Annotated in this window: 25 protein-coding genes; 17 read left to right on the top strand and 8 right to left on the bottom strand. The window is 63.5% G+C overall.

Features of this window, described 5'->3' with window-relative positions; genetic code table 11:
• Positions 1 to 108 precede the first annotated feature (108 nt).
• The 4 genes from ACVJGD_RS14345 (at position 109) to ACVJGD_RS14360 (ending at position 4,154) form a co-directional block, all read left to right on the top strand.
• Positions 109 to 963 carry a VOC family protein gene (locus ACVJGD_RS14345; protein WP_456634946.1) on the top strand — a complete coding sequence of 285 codons (855 nt, stop codon included), beginning with the start codon at positions 109 to 111 and terminating at the stop codon, positions 961 to 963.
• A 112-nt stretch (positions 964 to 1,075) separates the two neighbouring features.
• Positions 1,076 to 2,398 (top strand): ABC transporter substrate-binding protein, encoded by a 1,323-nt coding sequence (locus ACVJGD_RS14350; protein ID WP_456634947.1) that lies wholly within the window; start codon positions 1,076 to 1,078, stop codon positions 2,396 to 2,398.
• Positions 2,395 to 3,333 (top strand): carbohydrate ABC transporter permease, encoded by a 939-nt coding sequence (locus ACVJGD_RS14355; RefSeq protein WP_456634948.1) that lies wholly within the window; start codon positions 2,395 to 2,397, stop codon positions 3,331 to 3,333. Before ACVJGD_RS14350 ends, ACVJGD_RS14355 begins: the two co-directional genes overlap by 4 nt.
• Entirely contained in the window at positions 3,330 to 4,154 is an 825-nt protein-coding gene (locus ACVJGD_RS14360) for a carbohydrate ABC transporter permease (RefSeq protein ID WP_456634949.1), read from the top strand. The genes ACVJGD_RS14355 and ACVJGD_RS14360 overlap by 4 nt, the downstream gene beginning before the upstream one ends.
• Before the next feature lie 142 nt (positions 4,155 to 4,296).
• Here ACVJGD_RS14360 and ACVJGD_RS14365 read toward each other — a convergent pair whose 3' ends face one another.
• From ACVJGD_RS14365 to ACVJGD_RS14390, 6 genes are all read right to left on the bottom strand, one after another.
• Positions 4,297 to 5,955: a regulator gene (locus tag ACVJGD_RS14365; RefSeq protein ID WP_456634950.1), complete on the bottom strand. Its 1,659-nt coding sequence runs from the start codon at positions 5,953 to 5,955 to the stop codon at positions 4,297 to 4,299.
• 10 nt (positions 5,956 to 5,965) lie between these two features.
• Entirely contained in the window at positions 5,966 to 6,667 is a 702-nt protein-coding gene (locus ACVJGD_RS14370) for a cysteine hydrolase family protein (protein ID WP_456634951.1), read from the bottom strand.
• Positions 6,668 to 6,890: 223 nt separating this feature from the next.
• A complete protein-coding gene (locus tag ACVJGD_RS14375; protein WP_456634952.1) occupies positions 6,891 to 7,949 on the bottom strand; it encodes a YeiH family protein in 1,059 nt (352 codons plus the stop codon).
• Positions 7,950 to 8,154: 205 nt separating this feature from the next.
• On the bottom strand, positions 8,155 to 8,373 hold the full coding sequence (locus tag ACVJGD_RS14380) for a hypothetical protein (protein ID WP_456634953.1): 219 nt from the start codon (positions 8,371 to 8,373) through the stop codon (positions 8,155 to 8,157).
• Positions 8,374 to 8,579: 206 nt separating this feature from the next.
• Positions 8,580 to 9,680: a BMP family ABC transporter substrate-binding protein gene (locus tag ACVJGD_RS14385; protein WP_456634954.1), complete on the bottom strand. Its 1,101-nt coding sequence runs from the start codon at positions 9,678 to 9,680 to the stop codon at positions 8,580 to 8,582.
• Between the two features lie 71 nt (positions 9,681 to 9,751).
• Complete coding sequence (locus ACVJGD_RS14390; protein WP_456634955.1) at positions 9,752 to 10,504, bottom strand: GntR family transcriptional regulator; 753 nt, start codon at positions 10,502 to 10,504, stop codon at positions 9,752 to 9,754.
• A 240-nt stretch (positions 10,505 to 10,744) separates the two neighbouring features.
• Between ACVJGD_RS14390 and ACVJGD_RS14395 the strand changes: the two genes are divergently transcribed.
• From ACVJGD_RS14395 to ACVJGD_RS14410, 4 genes are all read left to right on the top strand, one after another.
• Positions 10,745 to 10,909 (top strand): hypothetical protein, encoded by a 165-nt coding sequence (locus ACVJGD_RS14395; RefSeq protein ID WP_456634956.1) that lies wholly within the window; start codon positions 10,745 to 10,747, stop codon positions 10,907 to 10,909.
• The gene (locus ACVJGD_RS14400) at positions 10,906 to 11,838 is read left to right on the top strand and encodes a DUF1989 domain-containing protein (protein ID WP_456634957.1); all 933 of its coding nucleotides are present in this window, start codon (positions 10,906 to 10,908) and stop codon (positions 11,836 to 11,838) included. The genes ACVJGD_RS14395 and ACVJGD_RS14400 overlap by 4 nt, the downstream gene beginning before the upstream one ends.
• A gap of 3 nt (positions 11,839 to 11,841) precedes the next feature.
• A complete protein-coding gene (locus ACVJGD_RS14405; RefSeq protein ID WP_456634958.1) occupies positions 11,842 to 12,519 on the top strand; it encodes a flavin reductase family protein in 678 nt (225 codons plus the stop codon).
• Positions 12,520 to 12,590: 71 nt separating this feature from the next.
• Positions 12,591 to 13,604, top strand: coding sequence for a formamidase (locus ACVJGD_RS14410; RefSeq protein WP_456634959.1), 1,014 nt, complete (start codon positions 12,591 to 12,593; stop codon positions 13,602 to 13,604).
• An 81-nt stretch (positions 13,605 to 13,685) separates the two neighbouring features.
• Here ACVJGD_RS14410 and ACVJGD_RS14415 read toward each other — a convergent pair whose 3' ends face one another.
• Positions 13,686 to 14,963, bottom strand: coding sequence for an allantoate amidohydrolase (locus ACVJGD_RS14415; RefSeq protein ID WP_456634960.1), 1,278 nt, complete (start codon positions 14,961 to 14,963; stop codon positions 13,686 to 13,688).
• Positions 14,964 to 15,288: 325 nt separating this feature from the next.
• Between ACVJGD_RS14415 and ACVJGD_RS14420 the strand changes: the two genes are divergently transcribed.
• From ACVJGD_RS14420 to ACVJGD_RS14445, 6 genes are read left to right on the top strand one after another with little or no spacing between them, the layout of a single operon-like run.
• Positions 15,289 to 16,398 (top strand): BMP family ABC transporter substrate-binding protein, encoded by a 1,110-nt coding sequence (locus ACVJGD_RS14420; RefSeq protein WP_456634961.1) that lies wholly within the window; start codon positions 15,289 to 15,291, stop codon positions 16,396 to 16,398.
• Complete coding sequence (locus tag ACVJGD_RS14425) at positions 16,395 to 17,513, top strand: ABC transporter permease (protein ID WP_456634962.1); 1,119 nt, start codon at positions 16,395 to 16,397, stop codon at positions 17,511 to 17,513. Before ACVJGD_RS14420 ends, ACVJGD_RS14425 begins: the two co-directional genes overlap by 4 nt.
• A gap of 1 nt (position 17,514) precedes the next feature.
• Positions 17,515 to 18,441 (top strand): ABC transporter permease, encoded by a 927-nt coding sequence (locus tag ACVJGD_RS14430; protein WP_456634963.1) that lies wholly within the window; start codon positions 17,515 to 17,517, stop codon positions 18,439 to 18,441.
• Between the two features lie 23 nt (positions 18,442 to 18,464).
• On the top strand, positions 18,465 to 19,148 hold the full coding sequence (biuH, locus tag ACVJGD_RS14435; protein WP_456634964.1) for a biuret amidohydrolase: 684 nt from the start codon (positions 18,465 to 18,467) through the stop codon (positions 19,146 to 19,148).
• Positions 19,145 to 20,677 (top strand): ABC transporter ATP-binding protein, encoded by a 1,533-nt coding sequence (locus tag ACVJGD_RS14440; RefSeq protein WP_456634965.1) that lies wholly within the window; start codon positions 19,145 to 19,147, stop codon positions 20,675 to 20,677. Before biuH ends, ACVJGD_RS14440 begins: the two co-directional genes overlap by 4 nt.
• Complete coding sequence (locus ACVJGD_RS14445; protein ID WP_456634966.1) at positions 20,677 to 21,177, top strand: nucleoside deaminase; 501 nt, start codon at positions 20,677 to 20,679, stop codon at positions 21,175 to 21,177. Before ACVJGD_RS14440 ends, ACVJGD_RS14445 begins: the two co-directional genes overlap by 1 nt.
• A gap of 111 nt (positions 21,178 to 21,288) precedes the next feature.
• On the opposite strand, the gene ACVJGD_RS14450 is transcribed toward ACVJGD_RS14445, so the two are convergent.
• Entirely contained in the window at positions 21,289 to 22,416 is a 1,128-nt protein-coding gene (locus ACVJGD_RS14450; RefSeq protein WP_456634967.1) for a hypothetical protein, read from the bottom strand.
• Between the two features lie 579 nt (positions 22,417 to 22,995).
• Between ACVJGD_RS14450 and ACVJGD_RS14455 the strand changes: the two genes are divergently transcribed.
• The 3 genes from ACVJGD_RS14455 to ACVJGD_RS14465 are packed head-to-tail and all read left to right on the top strand — an operon-like array spanning position 22,996 to position 26,546.
• Complete coding sequence (locus tag ACVJGD_RS14455) at positions 22,996 to 24,567, top strand: ABC transporter ATP-binding protein (protein ID WP_456634968.1); 1,572 nt, start codon at positions 22,996 to 22,998, stop codon at positions 24,565 to 24,567.
• Positions 24,551 to 25,642 (top strand): ABC transporter permease, encoded by a 1,092-nt coding sequence (locus ACVJGD_RS14460; RefSeq protein WP_456634969.1) that lies wholly within the window; start codon positions 24,551 to 24,553, stop codon positions 25,640 to 25,642. The genes ACVJGD_RS14455 and ACVJGD_RS14460 overlap by 17 nt, the downstream gene beginning before the upstream one ends.
• Positions 25,629 to 26,546, top strand: a complete 918-nt coding sequence (locus ACVJGD_RS14465; RefSeq protein WP_456634970.1) for an ABC transporter permease — start codon at positions 25,629 to 25,631, stop codon at positions 26,544 to 26,546. The genes ACVJGD_RS14460 and ACVJGD_RS14465 overlap by 14 nt, the downstream gene beginning before the upstream one ends.
• Positions 26,547 to 26,595 lie beyond the last annotated feature (49 nt).

Genomic DNA, 26,595 nt, shown 5'->3' on the forward strand with positions numbered 1-26,595 from the left:
CTCTTCGCGATCGATTGCTGAGCGGCACCGCACGGATGTGAACTTGCGGGCACCGGATCGATCTGTTTAGTGTAGTACGCTACCTATCCATGCCGGGGAAACAACAGAGTGTCACTCAAGAACGTCATCGGACTAGATCACGCCGTGATCATGGTGAAGGACCTCGATAAAGCCGCGGAGAACTGGAACCGGCTGGGCTTCACGGTTTCGCCGCGCGGCACCCATAGCGCACATATGGGATCCGGCAACTACACCATCATGCTCGACCCCGACTATATCGAACTGCTGGGCGTGCTCACCCCAACGGAGCACAACGCGCCGGCGCGGGCATTCCTGGAGAAACGCGGCGAAGGCATCGAGCGCATCGCCTTCACCGCGGTCGATTCGGCTGCGGGCGCCGAGGAGATTCGCGCGCGTGGTTATGCGCCGATCGGCCCGACCGATTTCGAGCGGCCGGTGACCATGCCTGATGGCACGCTGTCGGCAGCGAAATTCCGTACCTTCCAATGGCCGACCGAGGAGGCGCCGGGCGGTGTGCGCATCTTCGCGTGCCAGCACAAGACGCGCGAGACGGTATGGATTCCCGAATTGATGACGCACGCCAACGGTGCGAAACGCCTGAGGCAGGTGCTGATCGTGACGCCCGAGCCGGCCAAGGATGCTGCGCATCTGTCCAAAATGATCGATGTCGCGGCAAGGAACGAAGCCGACGGCGCCGTGGCCGTGCCCTCCGGCTCGGACCGCGCCGACTTCGTATTCGCAACCACGGATCAACTCGGCAACCGCTATCCCGGCGTGTCGCTGGCCGCCCTGCCCGAGCGCGGCGGCGCCGGCCTGGTGATCGCAGCCGATCTTGCCGCCGCAGAGAAGGTGCTGGGATCGACCGGCGTGCACAGCGCCGGTGCGATCTGCGTACCGCCGGCGGCGGGCAACGGGACGTTGCTTGCCTTCGTCAAGGCATAAACGATCACCAGCACACGCGACAATTGTAGTGCATTGTCGCGCACATTAGGGCTAGGCAGAGGCCGCGCAGACGCTAGTATCTCTCCCAAACAAAAAGACCAGGGAGAGAAACATGACGGATCACCAGATCTCGCGCCGGCAGCTTTTGGCCGGCACGGCTGCAGCCGGTGCGCTCGGCCTCACCGGATTTCCGGCGCACGCCGACATTGACTGGAAGAAATATAACGGCACCAAGCTCGAGGTGATCCTCGCCAAGGGCCCGCGCGGCGACAACCTGCAAAAATACATCAAGGAATTCACAGCGCTCACCGGCATCCAGGTCGAGTCCGAGCAGATCCCCGAGCAGCAGCAACGCCAGAAATGCGTCATCGAGCTCGCCTCGGGCAAACCAAGCTTCGACGTCGTGCATCTGAGCTATCACGTTCAGAAGCGGCAGTTCGAGAAGGCCGGCTGGCTCGCCGATATCTCCGGCTATCTCAAGGACCCCCATCTCACCCCGACCGACCTGGTCGAAAGCGACTTCTCCGCCGCCGGACAGCAATACGCCAAGAACGACAAAGGCCAGATGCTGTCGCTGCCGTGGTCGGTCGACTACTTCATCCTCTATTACAACAAGGAGCTATTCCAGAAGAAAGGCGTCGAGGTGCCGAAGACGCTGGACGAGATGGTGGTGGCTGCCGAGAAGCTCACCGACCCCAAGGAAGGCATCTTCGGCTTTGTCGGCCGTGGCCTGCGCAACGCCAACATGGCGATGTGGACCAACTTCTATCTGAACTATGGCGGCGAATTCCTTGACAGCAAGGGCAACATCCTGACCGACGGGCCCGAGGCGATCGAAGCGACCAAGCTGTACCAGCGGCTCTTGACCAAATCGGCGCCCCCCGGCGTTGCCGGCTTCAACTGGATGGAGTCGATGGCCTCGTTCACGCAGGGCAGATCCGCAATGTGGATCGACGCCGACGGCTGGGCGCCGCCGCTGGAAGACCCGACCGCCTCGCGCGTCGTCGGCAAGGTCGGCTACACCCTCGTGCCCGCCGGCCCCAAGGGCGCGTTTTCCTCGACCTATGGCGACGGCGTCGGCATCGCCGCAGCCAGCAAGAACAAGGAAGCCGCTTATCTCCTGTGCCAATGGGTCGTCTCCCGGACGCAAGCCGCGCGATTGCTGCAGGCCGGCGGCGGCGTGCCATTCCGCAATTCGATCGTGAACGACCCCGAAGTCGCCAAGGGCGTGAAGACCCAGGAGTGGCTGAAGTCGGTCGTCGATTCCGCCAAGATCAGCAAGCTCGGACTGCCCGTCATCATTCCCGTCGCCGAATTCCGTGACATCGTCGGCGCGGCGCTCACAGCGACGCTTTCAGGCGCCGATCCCGCGACGGAGTTGAAGAAGGCGCACGAGCAGTTTCGACCCATCCTGGAACGCAGCGAAAAAGCGTGAGCACGATAGCGGAAACGACTCCGGCCGCGGCGGAGACCTCCGCCGCGCCGGAGCAACAATGGCATCGCCCCACCTATTGGCCTTTCGTGCTGCCGGCGCTGATCGTCGTGCTGGCCGTGATCGTGTTTCCCTGGCTGTTCACGATCTGGATGAGCTTCAACGAATGGAAGGTCGGCTCGCCCACCACCTTCGTCGGCCTTGCCAACTATCTGCGATTGCCGAACGACCCGCGTTTCGTCGAGGCTTTCGGACACACCATCTTCTATACGGCGCTGTCGGTGATATTGCCGCTGATCTTCGGCACGCTCGCGGCCGTCGTGTTCCACCAGCGCTTTGCCGGGCGGGGCTTTTTGCGCGGCGTCTTCATCATGCCGATGATGGCCACGCCCGTGGCGATCGCGCTGGTCTGGACCATGATGTTCCACCCACAGCTCGGCGTGCTCAACTATTTGCTGTCGCTGGTCGGCCTGCCGCCGCAGCTCTGGGTGTTCAATCCCGCGACCGTCATTCCGTCGCTGGTGCTGGTCGAGACCTGGCAATGGACGCCGCTGGTGATGCTGATCGTGCTTGGCGGTCTTGCCGCGATCCCGGCCGAACCTTACGAGAGCGCGGAGATCGATGGCGCCGGCTTCTGGCAGATGTTCCGCTACATCACGCTGCCGCTGATCATGCCGTTTCTGTTCATCGCCGGCATGATCCGCATGATCGATGCGGTGAAGAGTTTCGACATCATCTTCGCGATCACGCAAGGCGGCCCCGGCTCGGCCTCGGAGACCATCAACCTCTATCTCTACAGCGTCGCCTTCGTCTATTACGACCTGGGCTACGGCTCGGCGATCGCGGTCGTGTTCTTCCTCTTGATCGTGCTGCTTGCCGCGGTGCTGCTCTACTTGCGCAAGCGGATGCTGTGGACCGAGATTGGAGGCGGCGCATGAGCCCGCGTCAAATCCTGGGCCGGATCGGCCTCTGGTTCTCGGTGTTCATCATCGTCTCGCCGGCGATCCTGTTCTTCCTCTGGATGATCTCGCTGTCGCTGAAGTACGAGATCGACAACGCCGCCTATCCGCCGGTCTTCATCCCCGAGCAATTTGCGTGGAAGAACTACGCCGATGTGCTCGCTTCCAACCGCTTCCTGACCTATTTCGTCAACAGCCTGATCGTGACCGGCGGCGCGACCTTGCTCGCGATGCTGGTCGGCGTGCCCGCCGGCTACGGCATCGCGCGGATGGCGGCGCACAAATCCGCGATCGTGATCCTGATCGCGCGCATCACGCCGGGGCTGTCGTATTTGATTCCGCTGTTCCTCTTGTTCCAATGGCTGGGACTGCTCGGCACGCTGGTGCCGCAGATCATAATCCATCTCGTGGTCACCGTGCCGATCGTGATCTGGATCATGATCGGTTACTTCGAGACCACGCCGCTGGAATTGGAGGAAGCCGCACGGATCGACGGCGCCACGCGCTGGCAGGTGTTCCGTCACGTCGCGCTGCCGATCGCCCGTCCCGGGCTTGCGGTCGCCTTCATCCTCGCGGTGATCTTCTCCTGGAACAATTTCGTGTTCGGCATCGTGCTGGCGGGACGCGAGACACGCACCTTGCCGGTTGCCGTCTACAACATGATCTCGTTCGACCAGTTGAGCTGGGGGCCGCTGGCCGCCGCCGCGTTGCTCGTGACCTTCCCGGTGCTGCTGCTGACGGTATTCGCCCAGCGCCAGATCGTCGCCGGGCTTACTGCGGGTGCTGTGAAGGGCGGGTGACGTTGCCGCTGGCACAGTGCCAGTCCCTCATCCCGCGCTGCATCCCCTCATCCTGAGGAGCGCGAAGCGCGTCTCGAAGGATGAGGCCACGGACGGGGCCTCATGGTTCGAGACGGCGCTGCGCGCCTCCTCACCATGAGGGTCATTCAGCAGGCACCGCGGCCGGCATCTCCGGATGCGAGCTGTAGGCCACGCTGCCGACCGACTTGCTGAGCGCGAACAGCCCACCCGCCATCGCAACATAAGCCAGCGTCACGCCAGGCGTGACGCCAAGGCCGCCTCCGATGCCGACCGCTTCGCCATGCATGAAGCCAAAATAGGTCATGACGGCACCGGCCAGCGCGAACGCCGAGGCCTTCAGGAAACCGCGCTCGATGATGAAGACGGCGATCGCGCCGAGCACGAGGCCGGCGAGGATCGAGCCGCCGCCCATCACCTCAAGGCCGTGATAGATCACGCCCTGCTGCGGCAGAGCGGCGATTGCAGCGGTCTTGACCTCGCCGACCTTATCGGCTGCAAGCCCACCGACGCTTTGCGCTGCCGTCATCGTCGACGCCAGCATGGTGTCGATCTGCAACTTGGCCCAGGCGGCGAGATGCGGCGTGAACGCCAGCACGATCGCGGGCGCGTGCCTGGCCGGCGTGGTCTGGAACGCCTGCGCCCCGATCAGCATGCCGATATAGAGCAGGATCGGCGAGATCGCGACCACCGGCACCAGCGCCAGCAGCACCGAGATGATGCCGAACCAGGACAACAGCACCACCATGATGCCGGTTGCGGCCGAATAGCCGATCCGTCCGCCCATCGCCTTCCAGCCGGGATGGCCGATATAGACAGCGTTGATGAAAGGATTGCCCATCAGGCAGCCGACCAGGCTGACGACGCCGTCGGCGGTCAGCACGCGCGTCGTCGGATATTCGTCGCCGGCGGCCTCCGCGCTCTCGACGTTATCCATGGCCTCGACGAGATCGTAGATGCCGAAGGGAATCGCGGTGACCAGGATGATCCCCAGGAACTCGAAGCCGGAGAACACGTGGCCTATGGCCGGGATCGGCACCGAGAAGCCGAAATTCGCAAAGGCATCGCCGACGCCTTTCAGGCTCAACCCGCCAAGCCCGAGCCCGAACAGGTTCGAGCCCCATGCGATGATCATGCCGGCCGCAATCGCAACGAGGCCCGCGGGAATGCCGCGCGGATATTTCACGCCGCCGAACCAGCTCACCAGGATGATGGCGAAGCAGATGAGCCCGATCTGCGGCGTCATGTACATTTCGAGCGCCGGCCGCATCGCGATGAAGGTGACGGAAACACCGGCGAGCGTGCCAAGCAGCGCCGCGCGCGGCGTGATCTTCCGGATATACGGCGCAATGAAGCCGCCGATCATCAGGATGAAGCTCTGGAAGAACACCCAGACGAGGCCCGCAGACCAGCCCTTGATGGGATCGCCGGTCTTGAGCGTGATCGGCAGCATGATCACAAAGGTGACGATGAACATATGCGGGACGCTGACGCCGGACGGCAAGGCGCAGACATCGCTGCGGCCGGTCTTCTGCGCGAGCCGATAGGCGAGGAAGGCGTAGTAAAAAGTGGAGAGGCACATCATCAGGCCGAGCGCAGGCAGGATGCGACCGAAGACAAGTGAGTCCGGCATCTTCAGGACGAAGCGCAACAGGCCGGTGAGGACCAGCATGTTGACGAGGATGTTGGTGCCGAAGCCGAAAAACGCGTTCCAGTCGCCCGATGTCCACAGTGCCGGCTTGAACTCGGACCTGCCGGCCGTCCCCGTCATGCTGGTGCTCATGGTAATGTCCTTAAGCCAATGTTTTCGAAGTCGCCAACGCCTCCAGTACTGCGGCTGAGCTTGCGACCCAGCCGAAGATGCCGCCCTGGGCCTTGATCATCTTCAGGCCCATCTCATGAAATTCCGGAAAGTAGGATGCGCAGCCGTCGGAGATGACGACGCAGCGATAGCCGCGGTCATTGGCCTCGCGCACGGTGGTGTTGACGCACACTTCGGTGGTGACGCCGCACACCAGCAGATTCTCGATGCCGTATTTCTGCAGCACATCGCCCATCTCGGTCGCGTAGAATGCGCCCTTGCCGGGCTTGTCGATCACGATCTCGCTGTCGAGCGGATAGAGCTCGGGAATGATGTCGTGGCCGGCCTCGCCGCGGATGAGGATGCGGCCCATCGGACCGGGATCGCCGATGCGCAAGGATGGTGCGCCGCGCTCGACCTTGGCGGGCGGCGCGTCGGAAAGGTCGGGCAGATGTCCTTCGCGGGTATGGATCACCAGCATGCCGGCGTCGCGCGCCGCCGACAGCACCGAGCCGATCGGCTGCACGGCGCGCGCAAGCTGGCTGACGTCATTGCCGAGCGTTTCGCCGAAGCCGCCGGGCTCCATGAAATCGCGCTGCATGTCGATGATGACGAGCGCCGTCTTGGTCCAGTCGAGCTCGATCGGCTCCGGCTCCGCGACGATCTTCCCCACTGGATCGCTTGAGTTCGTCATGACGCGCGTGCCCCGAACGAGAGAACTCTTGAGCGGGGTTAAGCAAGCGCCGTGCCATTGTGTACAACTCGAAATCGCGCGCCGTCGGAAAGAAATCCGTTGCGATTTCAATTCACTGATCGTTCGGTGAAGCGCTGCTTATTCGCTGTGCGAAGCTTTTTCCGCGCGCATCTGCTCATTCATTGAGCGTACTTGTCTTTGCACTTGATTTGCGCAGCGTCACTCATCTGAAGAGATGGACGAGCCCGATGCTGATGGCGAGCAGCACGAGCAGCGACAGCGTAACCGCGGCCGTCACGCGTCCTCCGACGGTAGCGATGACGCGAATATCAACGCCGAGGCCGAGGGCCGCCATCGACAGCACGGTGAGCAGCACGGCCGCCTTTGTCACCAGGGGGACCACCGCATCCGGGACGAGCTGGAACGATCGCAGCGCGGCAAGGACCAGAAAGCCGATGATGAACCAGGGCACCAGCTTGAACGGACTGATCGCTGCCGCCTTCTCGTGCTTGCGCCGGCTGGCAACGAACAAAGAGAGGCCGATCACGATCGGCCCCAGCATCAGCACGCGCACCAGCTTGACCAGCGTCCCGATCTGCGTGCTGACGATGCCGGCGGGCACGGTGGCCGCAAGCACCTGGGGAACGGCATAGACCGTAAGTCCGGCCAGGATGCCGTATTGCGTCGCCGACAATCCAAGCAGCGGGATCAGCAAGGGCAATCCCAGCACCATCAGCACGCCGAGAATTGCCGTGAATGAGATCGACGAAGCGATGTCGTCGCTGTGGGCGTCGATGACGGGGGCGACGGCCGCGATCGCCGAATTTCCGCAGATCGAATTGCCGCAGGCGATCAGGATCGAGAGCTTGGTCGGCAGACCCAGCATGCGGCTGACCCCAAAACTGAGCACCAGCATGATCGCGACCGTACCTGCGATCGCGCCGATCAGCGCCAGGCCGGACGCCGCAATCGCGGCGAAGCTGATCGAGGCCCCCAGCAGCACGACGGCGACTTCGAGCAGTTGCTTGGCGCTGAAGGCGATGCCGGATCGCCATCGCTCGGATGGATTCCAGGCGGTGCGGATCGCCATCCCCAAGAGGATCGCGATCACCAGGGCTTCCACATAGGGATGGTCGAAGGCTCGCTCCTCGAGCTGCTGGACGCCGACCGCCAGAACCGTGATCGCGCCGCACAGCGCGATGCCAGGAAGAAGCGAAAACGTCCGGGTGACGGCGCTGGGGCGCCGCGCTGCCTCCTTGATGCTATCAATATTGTCCGCCACGGTGGCACTCCCTATCAGGGAATAATTTATGCGCCTACCGTGATGTTTTGGCTAATATATTCTCCGATTTCCCCAGTAACGAGAAGTTATGTTCTGGGAGATTTGTGATCGCCAACGGCGCGCGCGTCCGCTTCAAGCAGACCCATGGCGGGCACGCCCGCCGATTTCGGCTGGAACCATGTAAAAGAGAGGATTGGATCGACCGTCAGAGCGCCGCGAACAGGCCCTGCGCCCAGGCAACGACGCGGTCGAAATTGAAGACGCCGGCCTCAAAATAGGCGGCACGGGCGATCACGATGCCAGCGACGAGCAGCCAGAACGCGCTGGTGCCGGCACGAAGCAGCCACGACGACGTCCGCCCGGGCGCACGAACGCTCTGGGCCGCTATCGGCTCGCCAAACGCATCAAATCCTGGACTGCTCATGGCCGCTTCCGTTGAAACCGACACCAAATGTCGTCAATTGCGGCCAGGAAGCAATGGTAGCGAAATGTCTTTTGCGGCAGCGGCTTGGAAGCATGTTCCCCGACGCCCTCACGGGAAGGAATTTTTATCCCCGCCCCTCCAAAACGTCCGGAAATAGCCGCCGACGGTATCGAGGCAGTGCCAACGCGCAGCCGGCTTCAGGGACCTCAGACCGTGCCGACAATACCCTCGACCAGATAGTCGGTGGTCTCCAGCGAGGGATCATAGAGCCCGGTGTCCTTGGAGGTGATGACCTTGCCGGTATTGCTCTTGACGCCGGCGACGAAGATCGGTTTGCCGGCCTTCAGTTCGGCGATCGCGGCAGTGGCGGCATTGCGACCGGCCTCGCTGCAGCCGGCGCCGAACGGCGAACTCACCACCATCTCCTTATCGTAGCCGCCGATCACCATGTTCGGCAGCTTCTCGCCCTTGGCGATCATGCCGGCAAAGCTCTTGTAGACCGTCTCCCATTTCAACTCGGCGCCGCTGATGAAGCCCTTGGGCGCCAGATCCGCCTGGTTGGCGTTGTGGCCGCAACTCTTCACGCCGCGCTTCTCGGCGGTCTCGATCACCACCTTGGGGCTGTCGATATGGCAAGCGATGACGTCGCACCCCGCATCGACCAGCGCGTTGGCGGCTTCGGCCTCGCGCACCGGCAACGCCCAGTCGCCGGTGACGATGAGCTGCAGGGTGACATTGGGATTGACCTTGCGCGCGCCGAGCATGAACGAGTTGACGTTGCGTAACACGAGCGGGATCGGCTTCGCGGCGATGTATCCGATCTTGTTCGCCTTGGTGGATAGGCCCGCGGCGATGCCATTCACATAGTGGCCCTGATCGAGATAGCAGAAATAGCCGCCGGCATTGGCGGGGTGCTTGTCGGCCTGCCAGAGCGAGGTCGGATGGCGGAATTCGACCTTCGGATATTTCTTCGCCGCATCGATCATGAACGGATTGAAGTAGCCGAAGGACGTCGGGAACAGCAGCGTCGCGCCGTCTATGTTGATCATCGACTCCATGGTTTTCGCAACCGCCACGGTCTCCGGCACGTTCTCTTCTTCGACGACCTTCACGCCCGGCACATCCTTGAGCGCCTTCGCGGCGACCGCATGGGCCTGGTTCCAGCCATAGTCCTGGCGCGAGCCGACATAGATGATGCCGACGGTGAGATCGGCGGCGCGCGCCGGCTCCCCGAGGGCGGAAAGAACGAAGGGACTTGCGGCGGCGCCAGCGAGAAAGCTTCGGCGGGAAAGCGGATGCGTGGTCATTGATACTCTCCTTGGTCGCCGAACCATTGGCGCGGCTTGGGTCACACTGGTGATGAAGGCGCTGTCCCCGGTCATTTCGCGGCCCGTGCTTTTCGCCGCGCCAGCCGCGCGACCTTTGATCCGTTGCCGGTGTCCGCCGCCTCCGTGTAGCGGGACAGCACCGCGCCGAGATCGAACAGCGCATCGCGATCCTGATCGAGCAGCGCCCGGTGCTCGACCGCACCGAGGTGATGATCCATCAGCTCGATCGCGGCCTCGGCGTTGCGGCTGCGCAGCGCGGCCACGATCTCGCGGTGTTCGTTGACGGCGCAGTCGGCGGAATGCGGCCGGCCGTAAAGCGCCAGGATCAGCGAGCAGCGCGACACCACTTCGCCGAGATAGCGGCGAAGCAGATTGTTGCCTGCGAGTTCGCCGAGCTTGATATGGAATTCGCCGGCGAGACGGATGGAGACCCTCGCTTCGCCAGATTTGCGCGCGGCTTCTTCCTTGCGGACATGCCCCTCGAGCTCGGCTCCGAATTCCGGCCGCCAGCGCGCGATCACCAGCCGCACCACTTCGCGTTCGAGCGTGCGGCGGACCTCGAAGACTTCCCTCGCCTCTTCCAATGTCGGCCTGGCCGTGGTGGCGGTGCGGCGCGGTGGCGCATCGACCAGGCCTTCCGATTGAAGCTGCGCCAACGCTGCGCGCACCAGCGTGCGGCTCATGCGGAATTGGGCGCCGAGTTCGTCCTCGGGCAGCTTCGTGCCCGGCGGCAGCGCCTGCTCAATGATCGCCTGGCGCAGCGCCTGGCAGGCAACATCAACCCGGGTCGATTTCTTGCTCATCCGAAATCCGCATGCGCCGTCGGACGACAATGCGTCCGCAATCGCGCATACGATAGTTCGATATTTCGTACACAGGATGAGGTAATTTTGGTCGGCGCGCTTGAATAAGCGGCAGCACGCCGCTCAAAGTTTGCGCTTCGAATGCGCGATAAAACGCAGGATAACTGCAGCTCGACATCTCGTGGAGCGCAGTTCTGTATACAGGATATTACCTTCTCGGATCGCTGCAGAGGAAATGCCATGAATGATACGGTCATCAAACTGCGATTGAACCAGCAGCAGCTCGAGCTGATGGACCGCACCATCGCGCAAGGCGTCGCGCCCGATCGCGCGGCACTGGTCAGGATCGCTTTGCGCGAATACGCCGACGCCAGAAAAGCTGACCTCACCGGAAGCTCGCGATGACCACGCGCAAGATCATATCGGAATGGATCCTCGAGCCGGGGACTGGCAAGGCGATCGAATTGTTGAAGGGGCAGATTCTGCGGATCGAGCAGGTCGAGGGCGGCCAGTGCGCCGACTTCAACTGCTTCAATTTGCATGACTACAAGGAGTTCATGCATTGCGGCCGTACCCGCACCGTGCACGGATTCCACCCGACCAAGGGCACCTTCATGTGGTCGGCGCCGCCGCGCGAGCGTGCGATGCTCTATATCCTCGAAGACACGGTCGGCCGCAACGACGTGCTGTTCCCGCGCTGCAGCGCCTATGTCTATGAAGCGGCCTACGGCTTTTCCGTGCACACAAATTGCCACGACATCCAGGCGGAAGCACAGCGCGAATACGGGCTGACGCCCGACGACGTGCATGATTCCTTCAACCTGTTCATGTGCACCGGCGTCGACGCCGACGGCCATGCCTACATGACACGCCAGACCACCAAGGCCGGCGATTACGTCGACCTGCTCGCCTTGATGGACGTGTTGGCGGTGCCCAACGTCTGCGGCGCCGACGTGATGAAGACCAGCAACTTTGCCCTGAAGCCGCTGAAGCTCACAGTGTTCGAGGCGAGCGAGGCCGACCTCGCCAGCGTGCCGAAGACGCCGGTGCTCGCGAGCCAACGAACGCCGAAGGATTTCAAGAACCCGGTCATCAAGAGCGACCGCGCCTTACGACGCGATCCTAACTACAAGCCGGAGTTTCCGAACACACCAATCGTGCTCACGGAGCTTCCGGTTGCGCTGACCTCAGAGGAAATGGCGATGTTCGACGCGGTCAAGCTCACGGATATCTATGGCGATGATGATGCGGCGGCGCTGCGCGACATCCTGTTCTCCTGGTGGGAAGAGCGCTTCCTGCAGGCCCATGCCGGCGCGCCGGCAATCGAGACCTGAGCGATGGACGCGATTCCCGCCCAGGAATTAACTCAAGATGAAGTCACGTTCGACTTCCGCAAGTTGTCGGCGCGCGAGCGCTACAAATTGATGATCGGCACCGTGGTGCCACGGCCGATCGCGCTGGTGACGACGGTCGATCTGCAAGGGCGCATCAATGCCGCCCCGTTCAGCTTCTTCAACTGTCTCTCCGCGGACCCGCCGATCCTCGCGCTCGGGGTCGAAAACCATCCCGACATGTCGTTCAAGGACACCGCGCTCAATATCCGCCTGACCGAAGTCTTCACCGTCAACATCGTCTCGCATGCGATTGCGGAAGCGATGCATGTCTGCGCGGTACCATTTGCAGCCGGCCGCGATGAACTCGAGGCCGCCGGCTTGACCGCCATGCCCGGGACCGAGGTGGCCTCGCCCTGGATCAAGGAGGCGCCCGCCGCCTTCGAGTGCCGCCGTCACGTCACGCTGGAACTCGGCAAGTCCCGCCAGATCATTCTCGGCGAGATCGTCTTTGCGCATTATCGGCGCGAAGTGGTCGATGCCGAGCGCCTGCGGATCGATCCGACCAAGCTCGATGCCATCGCACGTCTCGGCGGCAACACCTGCGCCACCATCCGCGACCGCTTCGAGATGCTGACGCCGACGCTTGGGGAATTCGAGGCGATTGCAGCGCCTGAAAAATAGTCTTTTTATATAGGCAGAAATCGGATTTGCTCTGCGCAAATCCGCAAGACGCAAGGAACAGGGAGTTCGACATGAACGGACTTGGCGGCCTCAACAAATCACCCAACGGCGTCGTGATCGGGCTCGTTCAATTGCAATTGCCCGCGGTGGTGACCAAGGCCGATCTCGCGAAACAGACCGATAAGATCGTCTGGATGGTCGGCAAGGCGCGGCGCAATCTGTCCACGATGGACCTCGTCGTGTTTCCGGAATATTCGCTGCACGGCCTGTCGATGGACACCAATCCGGAAATCATGTGCCGGCTCGATGGACCGGAAGTCGCCGCGTTCAAGCAGGCCTGCATCGACAACAATATCTGGGGCTGCTTCTCCATCATGGAGTACAATCCCGACGGCAACCCTTATAATTCAGGCCTGATCATCGACGACCACGGCGATATCAAGCTCTACTATCGCAAATTCCATCCCTGGATTCCGGTCGAGCCGTGGGAGCCCGGCGACATCGGCATTCCCGTCATCGAAGGACCGAAGGGCGCCAAGATCGCGCTGATCATCTGCCATGACGGCATGTTCCCGGAGATGGCGCGCGAATGCGCCTACAAGGGCGCCGAGATCATGATCCGCACCGCCGGCTACACCGCGCCGATCCGCGAGAGCTGGCGCTTCACCAATCAGGCCAACGCGTTCCAGAACCTGATGGTGACCGCGAATGTCTGCATGTGCGGCTCCGACGGCTCGTTCGATTCCATGGGGGAAGGCATGATCGTCAATTTCGACGGCACCATCATCGCCCACGGCACGACCGGCCGAGCGGACGAGATCATCACCGCCGAGGTGCGGCCCGATCTGGTGCGCGAAGCACGGATCAACTGGGGCGTCGAGAACAACATCTACCAGCTCTGGCACCGCGGCTATGTCGCGGTGAAGGGCGGCGCGATGGATTGTCCCTACACTTTCATGCAGGATATGGTGGCCGGCACTTTCCGCTTGCCCTGGGAGGATCAGGTCAAGATCACCGATGGGACCTCCTGCGGCTTCCCGGCACCGACGCGCATGTTCGGAAAAACAGCGAAAGCGGCGGAGTGATTTGTAGGGTGGGCAAAGCGAAGCGTGCCCACCATCTCTTGCACCGCTCGTGAATGGTGGGCACGCTTCGCTTTGCCCACCCTACGCTACGTCTTCGCGCGGCCGGAAATTCTCGATCAACCGCAGCAGCACGCGCGCGCCGGCATCGGCATCGGCAAGCTCAACATGCTCGTCGGGATGATGGCTGATGCCGCCGCGGCAGCGGACGAAGAGCATGGCGACGTCGGCGATGTCGATCATGGCCATGCCGTCATGCCCCGCCCCGCTCGGCAGCTCGAACACGGCAAAACCTTCGCCGGCGACCGCCTGCGCCACCTGCGCCTTCAGCCAGGGTGCGCAGGGCACTGTGCGGTTTTCGTGGGTGACGTCGAGTTGCAGCGCAAGCTCGCGGCGTTTTGCGATCATCTCGATCTGGCGAACGATGTCCGCAACCGCGCGCTTGCGATGCATGTCGGTAGGCGCGCGGATGTCGATCGTGAAGGAAACCTTTCCCGGAATAACGTTGGTTGCGCCCGGCATCGCATCGATATAGCCGACAGTGCCGACCAGGCCGCCGCCGTCGCTCTTGCAGAATTCCTCGATCGCCGTGATGCATTCGGCGGCGCCCGTCAGCGCGTCGCGCCGGAGCGCCATCGGCACGGTGCCGGCATGACCGGCCATGCCCGTGAGCTTTGCCGCAAGCCGCGTGGCGCCGGCGATCGCGGTCACGACGCCGACAGGCAGGCCTTTCTCTTCCAGCACCGGCCCCTGCTCGATATGCAGCTCGACATAGGCGAGCAGTTCACGGCGGGCGCGCGCGGCGGCGCCGACATGGTTGGGGTCAAGCCCGAAGGCGATCATCGCCTCGCGCATCGAGATGCCCGCGTGGTCGCGCGCGTTCAGCACGCTTTCATCGAAGGTACCGGCGACCGCGCGGCTGCCGAGCAGCGTCGAAGCAAAGCGCACCCCCTCCTCGTCGGCAAAGCCGGTCACCTCGATCGCGAACGGCAATCGGCGACCGCGCCGGTTGAGATCGGCGACACAGGAGATCGCGGTGATCAGGCCGAGCGGCCCATCCCATTTGCCGGCGTCACGCACCGTGTCGTAATGCGAGCCCAGCATCAGGCACGGCAGGCTGGGCGCTTCGCCCTCGTAGCGGCCGCAGACATTACCTATCGCGTCGAGATGCGCGCTCATCCCGGCCTCGCGCATCCAGGACAGAAGGAGATCGGCCGCCTTGCGGTGCTCGGGCGTCAGATAGATTCGCGCCAGATGCTCAGGCGTTTCGGATATCGTCGCAAGCTCATTGATGCGGGCAACGATCTCCTCGCCAAGCAAGGATGCCCTGGTCCCGGCTCCCGCCGTCTCTGTCTTGCTCATGCTTTTCCAGTGAAGCGCCGCTTCGATTCCCGCGCCCGGATCGATACAAGTTCAATGCCAGGGTGTTTTCGCATGATCAACGCCCCCACAATGCTTAACCGCCTTGCATACAATTATTCGACAACGCTCAACAATTAGGCTGACGCGCCGCGCTCAAAGTTTGAGCGGAATGTAGCATCGAATAATACTCATGCAATTTCAATAGATTGGTATTTTATGCCCGCCAAATAGGCTCTGGCACGAAGCTTGCGACATCCTGTCTGAGCTCCGCCGTTGGCGCGGATGCGAAACGACCGGCGGCTGGACCGCCCCAGGGGAGCAGGCAATGGATTTCAGCAGGATTTCACGACGGCATTTGTTGCAAGGCGGCGCCGCGCTGGCGCTGGGCGGCACGATCGGTGCCCGCACGGCGCAGGCGGCCGACACCACCATCGGCTTCATCTATGTCGGGTCGCGCGACGACTACGGCTACAACCAGGCGCATGCACAAGGCGCGGCGGCGCTGAAGAAACTCTCCGGCATCAAGGTGGTCGAGGAAGAGAAAGTGCCGGAGACGGACGCGGTCGAGAAGACCATGGAGTCGATGATCAATCTCGACGGCTCCACGCTGCTGTTCCCGACCTCGTTCGGATATTTCAATCCGCACATGATCAAGGTCGCGAACAAATATCCGAAGATCCGCTTCGAGCATTGCGGCGGCTTGTGGACCGACAAGGACCCGAAGAACGCCGGCAGCTATTTCGGCTATATCGACGAGGCGCAGTTCATCTCCGGCATCGTCGCGGGCTATTCGACCAAGAGCGGCAAGCTCGGCTTCGTCGCGGCCAAGCCGATCCCGCAGGTGCTGCGTAACATCAACGCGTTCACGCTGGGCGCCAAGCTCGCCAACCCGAAGGCAACGACGCAGGTGATCTTCACCGGCGACTGGTCGATGCCGGTGAAGGAAGCCGAAGCCACCAACAGCCTGATCGACCAGGGCGTCGATGTGCTGACGTGCCACGTCGATGGCCCGAAGACCATGGTCGAGAATGCCGCACGCCGCGGCGCTTTCGTCTGCGGCTATCACGTCAACCAGTCCCCGCTGGCGCCAAAGGCTTATCTCACCGGCGCCGAATGGAACTGGGAAGCGCTCTATCCGAAATTCGTGAAGATGGTCACGTCGGGCGAGTCGATCCCGAACTTCTATCGCGGCGGCCTGAAGGAGGAGATCGTCAAATGCTCGCCCTATGGCGAGGCGGTCTCGGCCGAAGCGCGCAAGCATGCCGACGAGATGAAGGCAAAGCTCGTCGCCGGCGAATACACCATCTTCAGGGGTCCGATCCTCGACAACAAGGGCAAGACGGTGATCGCATCCGGCGTCGACCGCGGCCAGAAGGATCCCGAGCTCGAGAAGATGGACTATCTGATCGAAGGAGTGATCGGAGCGACTTCGTGACGACAGACACGGCTGACGCGGCCGAGACCGTCGAGGCGGTCGGGGTCGCCCCGGCCGCCGATCCCGGTTTCCTCCAGCGCTACGGCGCCACCATCGAATACGTCCTGATCCCGGGCGCCGCCCTGATCGGCGCGCTCGCGACCTTCGGCGTGTTCGTCGCGCTTTACGGCAGGAACCCGCTCGATCTTTATTTCTACATGTACCAGGGCGCGTTCGGCACCTGGTTCTCCTGGCAGAACACGCTGACCCGCGCTGCACCCCTGATCCTCACCGCGCTCTGCACGGCGCTCCCTGCGCAGCTCGGCATGGTCATCATCGGCGGCGAAGGTGCGCTCCTGATCGGCGCGCTGGCCGCCACCAGCACCGCGCTCGCGATGCCGTGGGCGCCGCCACTGGTGGTGCAGGTCGCGATGGTCATTGCCGGCGTGATCGGCGGCGGACTGTGGATCACATTGTCGGGCGCGCTCCGGCAATATCGCGGCGTCAACGAGACGATCTCGAGCCTGCTGCTGGTCTATATCGCGCTCGCGATCCTCAACCATCTCGTCGAAGGCGTGATGCGCGATCCCGCCAGCCTCAACAAGCCGTCGACGCGGGAGATCGGTGCCGCCAACATGATCGGCACCATCCCCGGCACCGACGTGCATTGGGGCCTGGTGTTCGGCCTCACTTGCGCGATCGCCGCCTACATCCTGATCTATCACACCACGTTCGGCTTCGCCGCGCGGGTCGCCGGCGGCAACATCCGCGCGGCAAAGATTGTTGGCCTTGGAGTCGGCAAGCTGATTATGACGATTTGCTTTCTCGCAGGCGCCTGCGCGGGCCTTGCAGGCATGATCGAGGTCGCGGCTGTCCAGGGCCGCACCAACGCCAATCTCGCCGCGGGCTACGGCTTCACCGGCATCCTGGTCGCGTTCCTGTCGCGGCAGAATCCGCTCGCGGTGATTCCGGTCGCGATCCTGCTCGGCGGCATCAGCGCCAGCGGCGGCCTCCTGCAGCGGCGGCTCGGACTGCCTGACGCGTCCGTGCTGGTGCTGCAGGGCATCATCTTCGTGTTCGTGCTGGCGAGCGACGCGCTCTACGGACGCATCGGCTTCCTGAAGGGAAAGTCCTGACATGGCAGACGCATCGATCGGGCTGTGGACCGTCCCGCTCGCCGTGCTCGGCGGCGCCATCCGCGTGTCGACGCCGTTCCTGTTCGTCAGCTTGGGGGAATGCATCACCGAACGCAGCGGCCGCATCAATCTCGGCCTCGAGGGCACGCTGGTGATGGGCGCGATGAGCGCCTACGGCATCTCCTATCTCACCGGCTCGCCCTGGCTCGGCGTGCTCGCGGCCGGCGTCACCGGGTCGCTGCTCGGCGCGCTCCATGCCGGCATCTGCTCATTGCCGCGGGTCAACGACATCGCGGTCGGCATTGCGCTGATGCTGTTCGGCATCGGGCTCGCCTTCTTCCTCGGCAAGCCGCTGATCGAGCCGACCGCGCCGCGCCTGCCCGCGATCGACTTCGGCTGGTGGAGCGACATTCCACAGGTCCGCGCCGCCCTCCGCATCAATGTCCTGTTCCTGATCGGGGTTGCGATCGCGCCCATTCTCTATTGGGCATTCAAGACCACGCGCTGGGGCCTTTTGATCCGCACCGCCGGCGAGAGCTCGGATGCGGCGCGAGCGATGGGCTATTCGGTGCTGCTGATCCGGCTGCGCGCGACGATGGTCGGCGGCTTCCTCGCCGGGATCGGCGGCTCATTCCTGTCGCTGTTCTACCCCGGAAGCTGGAACGAAGGTCTCTCCAGCGGCCAGGGCATCACGGCGGTCGCGCTCGTGATCTTCGCGCGCTGGGATCCCCTGCTCTGCCTGTGGGCGTCGCTCGCCTTCGGCGGCGCCGCGGCGCTCGGACCGGCACTGCAATCGGTCGGCGTCACCTCGGGCTATCACCTGTTCAATGCCGCGCCGTACATCCTGACGCTTGCGATCATGGTCATCACCTGCTCACCGAAGCGCACGCTGACCGGCGCGCCGGCCGAACTTTCCATCACCCGATAACACGCGCAGGAACGAGGTCGTCCATGCCCGAGCGCTATATCAAGTCCGAGCCCTACGCCTGGCCTTACAACGGCGACCTGCGCCCGGAAAACACCGCGCTTATCATCATCGACATGCAGACCGATTTCTGCGGCGTCGGCGGCTATGTCGACAAGATGGGCTACGACCTGTCGCTGACGCGGGCGCCGATCGAGCCGATCAAGCGATTGCTCGCGCTGATGCGTAGCCAAGGCTATCACATCATCCACACGCGCGAGGGCCACCGCCCCGATCTCGCCGACCTTCCCGCCAACAAGCGCTGGCGCTCGCGCCAGATCGGCGCCGGCATTGGCGATCCCGGCCCCTGCGGTCGCATCCTGGTGCGCGGCGAGCCCGGCTGGGAGATCATCCCGGATCTTGCGCCGCTGCCGGGCGAGCCGATCATCGACAAGCCCGGCAAGGGCTCGTTCTGCGCGACCGACCTGGAACTGATGCTGCGCCTGCGCGGCATCGAGAACATCGTGCTGACCGGCATCACCACCGACGTCTGCGTCCACACCACGATGCGCGAGGCCAACGACCGCGGCTTCGAATGCGTGCTGATCGAGGATTGCTGCGGCGCGACCGACAAGGGCAATCACGATCATGCGCTGAAGATGATCAAGATGCAGGGTGGCGTTTTCGGCGCGGTGGCGAAATCCGCCGACCTGATCGGAGCGATCTCGTGATCATCGGCGAGACGCCCGCCCCCACCGGCGCCTTCGGCGTCGACGCCATCGCCATGACCATGCGCTTCGGCGATTTCCTGGCGCTCGACAATGTCGAATTGAAGGTGCGCCCCGGCTCCTTCCATGCGCTGCTCGGCGAGAACGGTGCGGGCAAGAGCACGCTGGTGAAGTGCATCATGGGCTATTATCACGCGACCGAAGGCGACATCCTGATCGGCGGGCGCGAGCAGAAGATCGGCAACCCGAAGGACGCGCACGCGCTCGGGCTCGGCATGGTCTACCAGCATTTCACCCTGGTGCCGGCAATGACGGTGGCGGAGAACCTGGTGCTGGCGCGCGACGACGTGCCGGCGGTGGTGGACTGGGGCAGAGAAAAGAGGGAGCTCGAGTTGTTCCTGGCGCGGATGCCGTTCAAGGTGCCGCTTAACGCCAAGGTCTCGGACATCTCCGCCGGCGAACGTCAGAAGTGCGAGATCCTCAAGCAGCTCTATCTGAAGCGGCGCTTCCTGATCCTGGACGAGCCGACCTCGGTGCTGACGCCGGGCGAGGCCGACGAAGTCTTGGGGATGCTGCGCACGATGGTCGTATCAGGAGAATTGACCATCCTGATGATCACGCACAAGTTCCGCGAGGTGATGGCCTTTGCCGATGAGGTGACGATCCTGCGGCGCGGAAAACTCGCCGGCCAGGGCCGCGTCGCCGACCTCACGCCGGACGACATGGCGCGCACCATGATCGGCGCTGAGCAATTGACGGTGCAGCCAGCCCGCGTCGGCGAAGTCGGCGAGGCGCGCCTCGAGCTCGACAGGCTCACCGCGCTGGACGATGCCGGCGCGGTCGCCGTCCGCAACGTCTCGCTCACGGTCCGCGGCGGCGAGATCGTCGGCATCGCCGGCGTCTCCGGCAACGGCCAGCGGCAGCTCGTGGAAGTCCTCGCCGGCCAGCGCGACGCCGACAGTGGCGAAATCCGCATCCGCGGCGAGCGCTATTCGGCGACGCGCGAAGAGATGCGCCGGCACAAGATGTCGCTATTGCCGGAGGAGCCGCTCAAGAACGCCTGCGTCGGCGGCATGAGCGTGGCCGACAATATCGCCTTCCGCGAATTCGACCGCGCGCCCTTCGCCAAGGGCGGCTGGTGGCTGAGCGGTGCGGCCTTTCGCAGGAACGCCGAACGCAAGATCGGCCTCTACAAGATCAAGACCCGCACGCCGGATACGCCGATCGCCGCGCTCTCGGGCGGCAACGTGCAGCGCGCGGTGCTGGCGCGCGAGCTCGGCGGCGAGGTCGAGGTGCTGATCGCGGCCAATCCCTGCTTCGGGCTCGATTTCGCGGCGGTGGCGCAAATACATGCCGAGATCATGGCGGCGCGCAACCGCGGCGCGGCGGTGCTTCTTGTCAGCGAAGACCTTGACGAACTGCTCGAACTTTCCGACCGTCTGGTCGTGATGTTCCACGGTGAGTTCGTCCACGAGGCCCGCGCCAGTGAAGCCGATCTCACCGAGATCGGTCGGCACATGGCAGGGCATTGATGACGGATATTTCTTCGCTCACCCAGGAAGAGGCGGACCTGCATTTCCTGCGGCGTTCCTTCGAGGTCGCCCGCCGCTCCGTCACCCACGGCAACCATCCGTTCGGCTCGGTTCTGGTCGACAAGAATCGCAACGTGCTGATGGAAGTGGAGAACGGCTATATGCCGTCCCACGACGGCACCGCGCATGCCGAGCGCCTGCTGGCAACCAAGGCCTGTACGACGCTGGCGCCTGAGGTCCTCAAACACGCGACGCTCTATTCGTCCGCAGAGCCCTGCGCGATGTGCTCGGGCGCGATCTACTGGGCCGGTATCGGGCGCCTGGTCTACGGCTTAAGCGAACATCGCCTGCGCGAGATCACCGGCAATCATCCGGAAAATCCGACGCTCGACCTGCCCTGCCGCGAAGTGTTCCGGACCGGACAACGACCGACCGACATCGTGGGACCGTTGATCGAGGACGAGGCTGCGGAGCTGCACGCGGACCTCTGGCAGAAATAGCGTGCGAAGGATTGTCGTCGCGACTCGCCTGCGTCTTGTCCACGCGTCTGAAAAAAATGGCGCCGCGAGGTTCGTCGCAGCGCCCAGTTCACCTGGAGAACGGGTAGGTGATTAGAACTTCACGGTGATACCGCCGTAGACCGTCGACTCGGTGCAGCTATTGGTGCTGACCGTCACGCCGGCCGCATTGGTGAGAGTGCAGACGCCAGGCGCTGCGTTGTGGTCGAGGCCGAACTTGTTCTGCCAGTAGCGATAGGCAACCCAGAGATCGACGAAGTGGGTGTACTTCGGTCCCCAAATCGCCTTGCTGGCGTCGAAGGTCAGACGGATCGGCTCGCTGTTGAACTCGACGGCAGTAGCGGTGCTGAACGGACCGGTACCGAAGCCAACCAGCGGATTGTTCTGGTCGCCCTTCTTGCCGTACCAGGCAGCACGGCCGCTGATCGAGAAGAACTGCATGTTCTCCGGCAGGAAGCCGAGGTCCATATAGTAGTTGGTTTCGACCGCCCAGGTCGGGTTGAAGCTGGTGTTGCCGTCCGGAAGACAGGTGGCGCCGGGAGCCGGGTACGGGATGCCAGGACCAAACAGTCCGCACTGGTTGAAGGCGTTGTGGTTGGAGAACTCCCAGGACGCCAACGGAGACACGTTGAAGTAGCCCTTATAGGGCAGAGCGAATTCGAACTGCAGACCGGCGACGACCTGCCGCTTGGCCGGGGCCAGGAAGTTGTTCTCGCTGTTGCCATCCATACCGACTTCGAACGAGACGTTGGTGAGCGGTCCGACGCTGAAGGCCTTGGTGTTGAAGATCTGGTTGAAGCCAAAGGTCGAGCGGAACAGGCCGTAGATTTCGGTGGCGCCGGCGCAATCGGCCGGCGCGCCGGTGATCAGCACGCCGGCGTTGGAGCATGGCGAAGCCGGATCGTTCTGACCCGACTTGAACATCGAGATCGTGAAGAAGTTGGTGCCATAGGTCCAGATGTCGAAGTGGGTGAAGGAGTAGACCTGCTTCGCCGTCGTGCCGTTGATCGAACCGTCCGGCCGAATGGAGTATGCGCCGGGATCGGTGCCCTTGGGCATCCAGGAGAAGGTCACGCGGTTATCGACCAGCAGGAAGAACGGCAAATCAGGCGCGGGCTTCGGCGCTTTGACCGCAAGGTCGGCCGCGCTGGCGAACCCGGCGGGCGCAAGCGTGGCAAGTGACAGTGCCGCGGCTGCCAGGTTTCGGCGAAGACTGAACATATTCGGATGTACCCCCAAGTTGACGTGCGAAAGTTCGAGGCCCTTCGCGACGACCCTTGCGCCGTTCCCCTGAAGTGAGAAGCCTCAACTTTTTCCACGGCGTGCTGCAAGTTTCGGCACGTAAAGACTGCAACGTCAGTGTTTTAGGGAGTGGCCGGCGGCGCGGCGCAAACACGCAAACAACCTCCGCGCGTGGCGCGCGTTTTCCGCTTTTGCCTATTTCTATTGGTTTTCTGCGGCGTTTCGGCGCAGCGCCTTGCGACGCGGTACGATCACCACGCGTGTGATCGTAGACAGCCGAAACTTGGTTGCTCAACTTTTTGTCAGCACTGCTTAGACGGTTTCGAATTGTCTCGATCGTCACAAAAATGCAACAGGCGAGCCGCGGTGGTGTTCTCGAAATGGAAACAGCAAGGCGCAATCAGCGAAACACTGTAGCGCCATATCGCGAGAGAGAAATCACGTCGGCAACCGATCTGCCGAAGAGTTGAGCAAGGACTGGCGCTTTTTCACTACTTACGTGCGCGTTCAAAGTAGCTCAGTATTGAGGCAGCCAATTCTTACATGCGATTTCGAGGGATGCTGGATACGACGTCCGCCGCGCGCCACACAGATGCCCCGCCACTGCTGCAAACGGTTGGTCTTACCAAACGCTACGGCAGTTTCCTCGCCAACGATGCCATCGACATCGATATCTGGCCCCGGCAGATCCATGCGTTGCTCGGCGAGAACGGGGCCGGCAAGTCCACCCTGGTCAAAGCCGTCTACGGATTGATCCAGCCGAGCGAAGGCGAAATGCGCTGGCAGGGCGAGAAGATGGTGCTGTCCGGCCCGTCGGAAGCGCGCGCCCGCGGCATCGGCATGGTGTTCCAGCATTTCTCGCTGTTCGACAATCTCACCGTGGCCGAGAACGTCGCGCTGGGGCTGGACGGCAGGGAATCGTTCAAGGACATCTCGGCGCGGCTCGAGCAAGTCTCCAATCTCTACGGGCTTCCGCTCGATCCCAAGCGCGAGGTCTGGCAACTCTCGGTCGGCGAGCGGCAACGAATCGAGATCGTCCGCGCACTGATGCAGAACCCGAAATTCCTGATCCTCGACGAACCCACCGCCGTGCTGACCCCGCAGGAGGCCGATCAGCTCTTCATCGTGCTGAACCGGCTGAAGGATGAAGGGCGCGCGATCCTCTATATCAGCCACAAGCTCGAGGAGGTGAAGCGGCTGTGCGACACCGCCACCATCCTGCGCGGCGGCAAGAAGGTCGCGACCTGCAACCCCAAGGCGGAGACCGCCGCCTCGCTGGCGCGCATGATGGTCGGCGGCGAGATCAAGGAAGTGAAGGCGGCTGCCAGCCGGCAGATCACCGTGCCGCGGCTCGTCGTCAACGATCTCAGCCTCGAGCCGGATGATCCGCATGGCGTGAGACTCCAGGACATCTCGTTCGAGCTCAGGGGTGGTGAAATCCTGGGCATCGCCGGCGTCGCCGGCAACGGCCAGGACGAATTGTTCGCTGCGCTCTCGGGCGAGCGGCTGTCGCAGGATCCCGGCACGGTCGTGATCGAAGGCATCGCCGCGGGCCATCTGTCGATCACCAAGCGCCGCAAGCTCGGCGCCGCCTTCGTGCCGGAAGAGCGGCTCGGCCACGGCACCGCGCCGCGGATGCGGCTTTCCGAGAACGCGCTCCTCACCGGCCACGCCGCCAGCGACATGGTCCAGCACGGCTTCGTCAACACCGCCGCGACCTTGAAGACGGTGGACCGCGCCACCGAAGCGTTCGACGTGCGCAAGGCCAAGCGCGACCCGGAAGCGGCAAGCCTCTCCGGCGGCAATCTGCAGAAATTCATCGTCGGCCGCGAGATCCTGCGCAACCCCGCCGTGCTCGTCGTCAGCCAGCCGACCTGGGGCGTCGATGCGGGCGCCGCCGCCGTGATCCGGCAGGCACTGCTCGATCTCGCCGCCGCCGGCGCCGCGGTGCTGGTGACAAGCCAGGACCTCGACGAGCTCGCGGAGATCACCGACCGCATTGCGGTGATGTTTCACGGCAAGCTCTCCGTGCCGATGCCGACGACGGAAGCCAGCCGCGAGAAGCTCGGCCTTCTGATGGGCGGCAGCAGTCTGGACCCGAAGGAGGCCGCCCATGCAGTTGGTGCTTGAGAAGCGCGCCGAACGCTCCAACACCATCGCGTTGATCTCGCCTTTGATCGCGATCGGTTTGACGATCGTGACGATGGTCATCCTGTTCGCGATCCTCGGCAAGAATCCGCTCGCAGCGCTCGTCGTCTACTTCATCGAGCCGCTCACCGACGGCTATACGCTACAGGAGATCGCGGTGAAGGCGGCGCCGCTGGTGATGATCGCGATCGGCCTGTCGCTCTGCTATCTCGCCAACGCCTGGAACATCGGCGCCGAAGGCCAATTCCTGATGGGCGCCGTGGCCGGAAGCTGGCTGGCGGTGAAGACGCAGGGCACCGAGGTCGGCCACTGGGTGTTCCCGGCGATGCTGCTGCTCGGCGCGATCGCCGGCGCGCTCTATGCCCTGATCCCGGCGATCTGCAAGGTCAGGTTCGGCGCGAGCGAGATCCTGACTTCGCTGATGCTGGTCTATGTCGCCGAGCTCTTCCTCGACTATCTCGTGCGCGGCCCGTGGCGCGACCCGAACGGCTTCAACTTCCCGACCACCGCCGAGTTCGACCCGGTCGCGACCGTGCCGCTCCTGGTCGAAGGCGGCCGGCTCCATCTCGGCACCATCATCGCGCTGGTCGTGGTCGCGGCCGGCGCGGTGCTGCTCGGCAAGACCATCAAGGGATTCGAGATCCGCGTGGTCGGCGCGGCCCCGCGCGCGGCACGGTTCGGCGGATTCAATTCCAACCAGCTCATCCTCCTGACGTTCGCCATCTCGGGCGCCCTGGCCGGCCTGGCTGGAATCGTCGAGGTCGCGGGTCCGGTCGGACACCTGCAGCCGAACATCTCGCCGGGCTACGGCTTCACTGCGATCATCGTCGCCTTCCTCGGACGGCTGAACCCGATTGGAATACTAATTGCAGGCCTTTTCCTCGCACTCACCTTCATCGGCGGCGAGCAGGCCCAGATCGCAATGAAAATCCCGTTGGACGTCACCAAGGTGTTCCAGGGCATTTTGCTGTTCTACGTGCTGGCCTGCGATTCCCTGATCCTGTACCGCTTCCGCCTGATCTCCTCCTCGCGACAGGTGGCCCGTGGAGCTCATTGAGGCCATCATCCTCTCGGTGCTGGCGGCATCGACGCCGCTGCTGCTGGCTGCCACTGGCGAACTCGTGACCGAGCGTTCCGGCGTGCTCAATCTTGGCGTCGAGGGCATGATGATCGTCGGCGCCGCCTGCGGCTTTGGCGGCGCGCTGCTGACCGGCTCCACGACCATTGGCGCCCTTTGCGGCATCGTTGCAGGGACCCTGATGTCGCTGATCTTTGCCGCGATGACGCTTGGCCTCGCGGTCAATCAGGTCGCCACCGGGCTTGCGCTCACCATTCTCGGCATCGGCCTGTCCGGCCTGATCGGGGCTGGCTTCGTCGGCGAGCGCATCGCCTCGGCGCCACATCTCTATATTCCGGGCCTGACGGATATTCCCGTCGTGGGGCGCATCCTGTTTGGCGAGGATGCCTTCGTCTATTTCTCTGTCGTGCTGATCATCGGCGTCTGGTGGTTCCTGTACCGGACGCGCGCGGGTCTGATCCTGCGAGCCTGCGGCGACAATCACGTTTCGGCTCATGCGTTGGGATATCCGGTATTGCGTATCCGCCTGTACGCGGTGATGTTCGGCGGCGCCTGCGCGGGACTCGCAGGCGCCTACCTGCCGCTTGCCTACACGCCGTTCTTCATTCCGGGCATGACCGCGGGCCGCGGCTGGATCGCGCTCGCGCTCGTCGTGTTCGCGTCCTGGCTGCCGGGCCGCCTCGTGATCGGCGCGTATCTGTTCGGCGCGGTGACCATTCTGCAACTTCATGCGCAGGGCGCGGGGATCGGCATTCCCTCGCAGTTCCTGTCGTCGCTGCCTTATCTCGCGACCGTCATCGTCCTCGTGCTGCTGTCGCGCGCCCGCACCGGCGGCTCGACCGCGCCCGCCGCGCTCGGCACCGTTTTCGTGCCGGACCGCTGATTTCCGTTTCCTGGCGTGCGCGATGGGGGCGCGCCGTCCGGACTATGGT

This window comes from Bradyrhizobium sp. USDA 10063 (genome assembly GCF_054063735.1).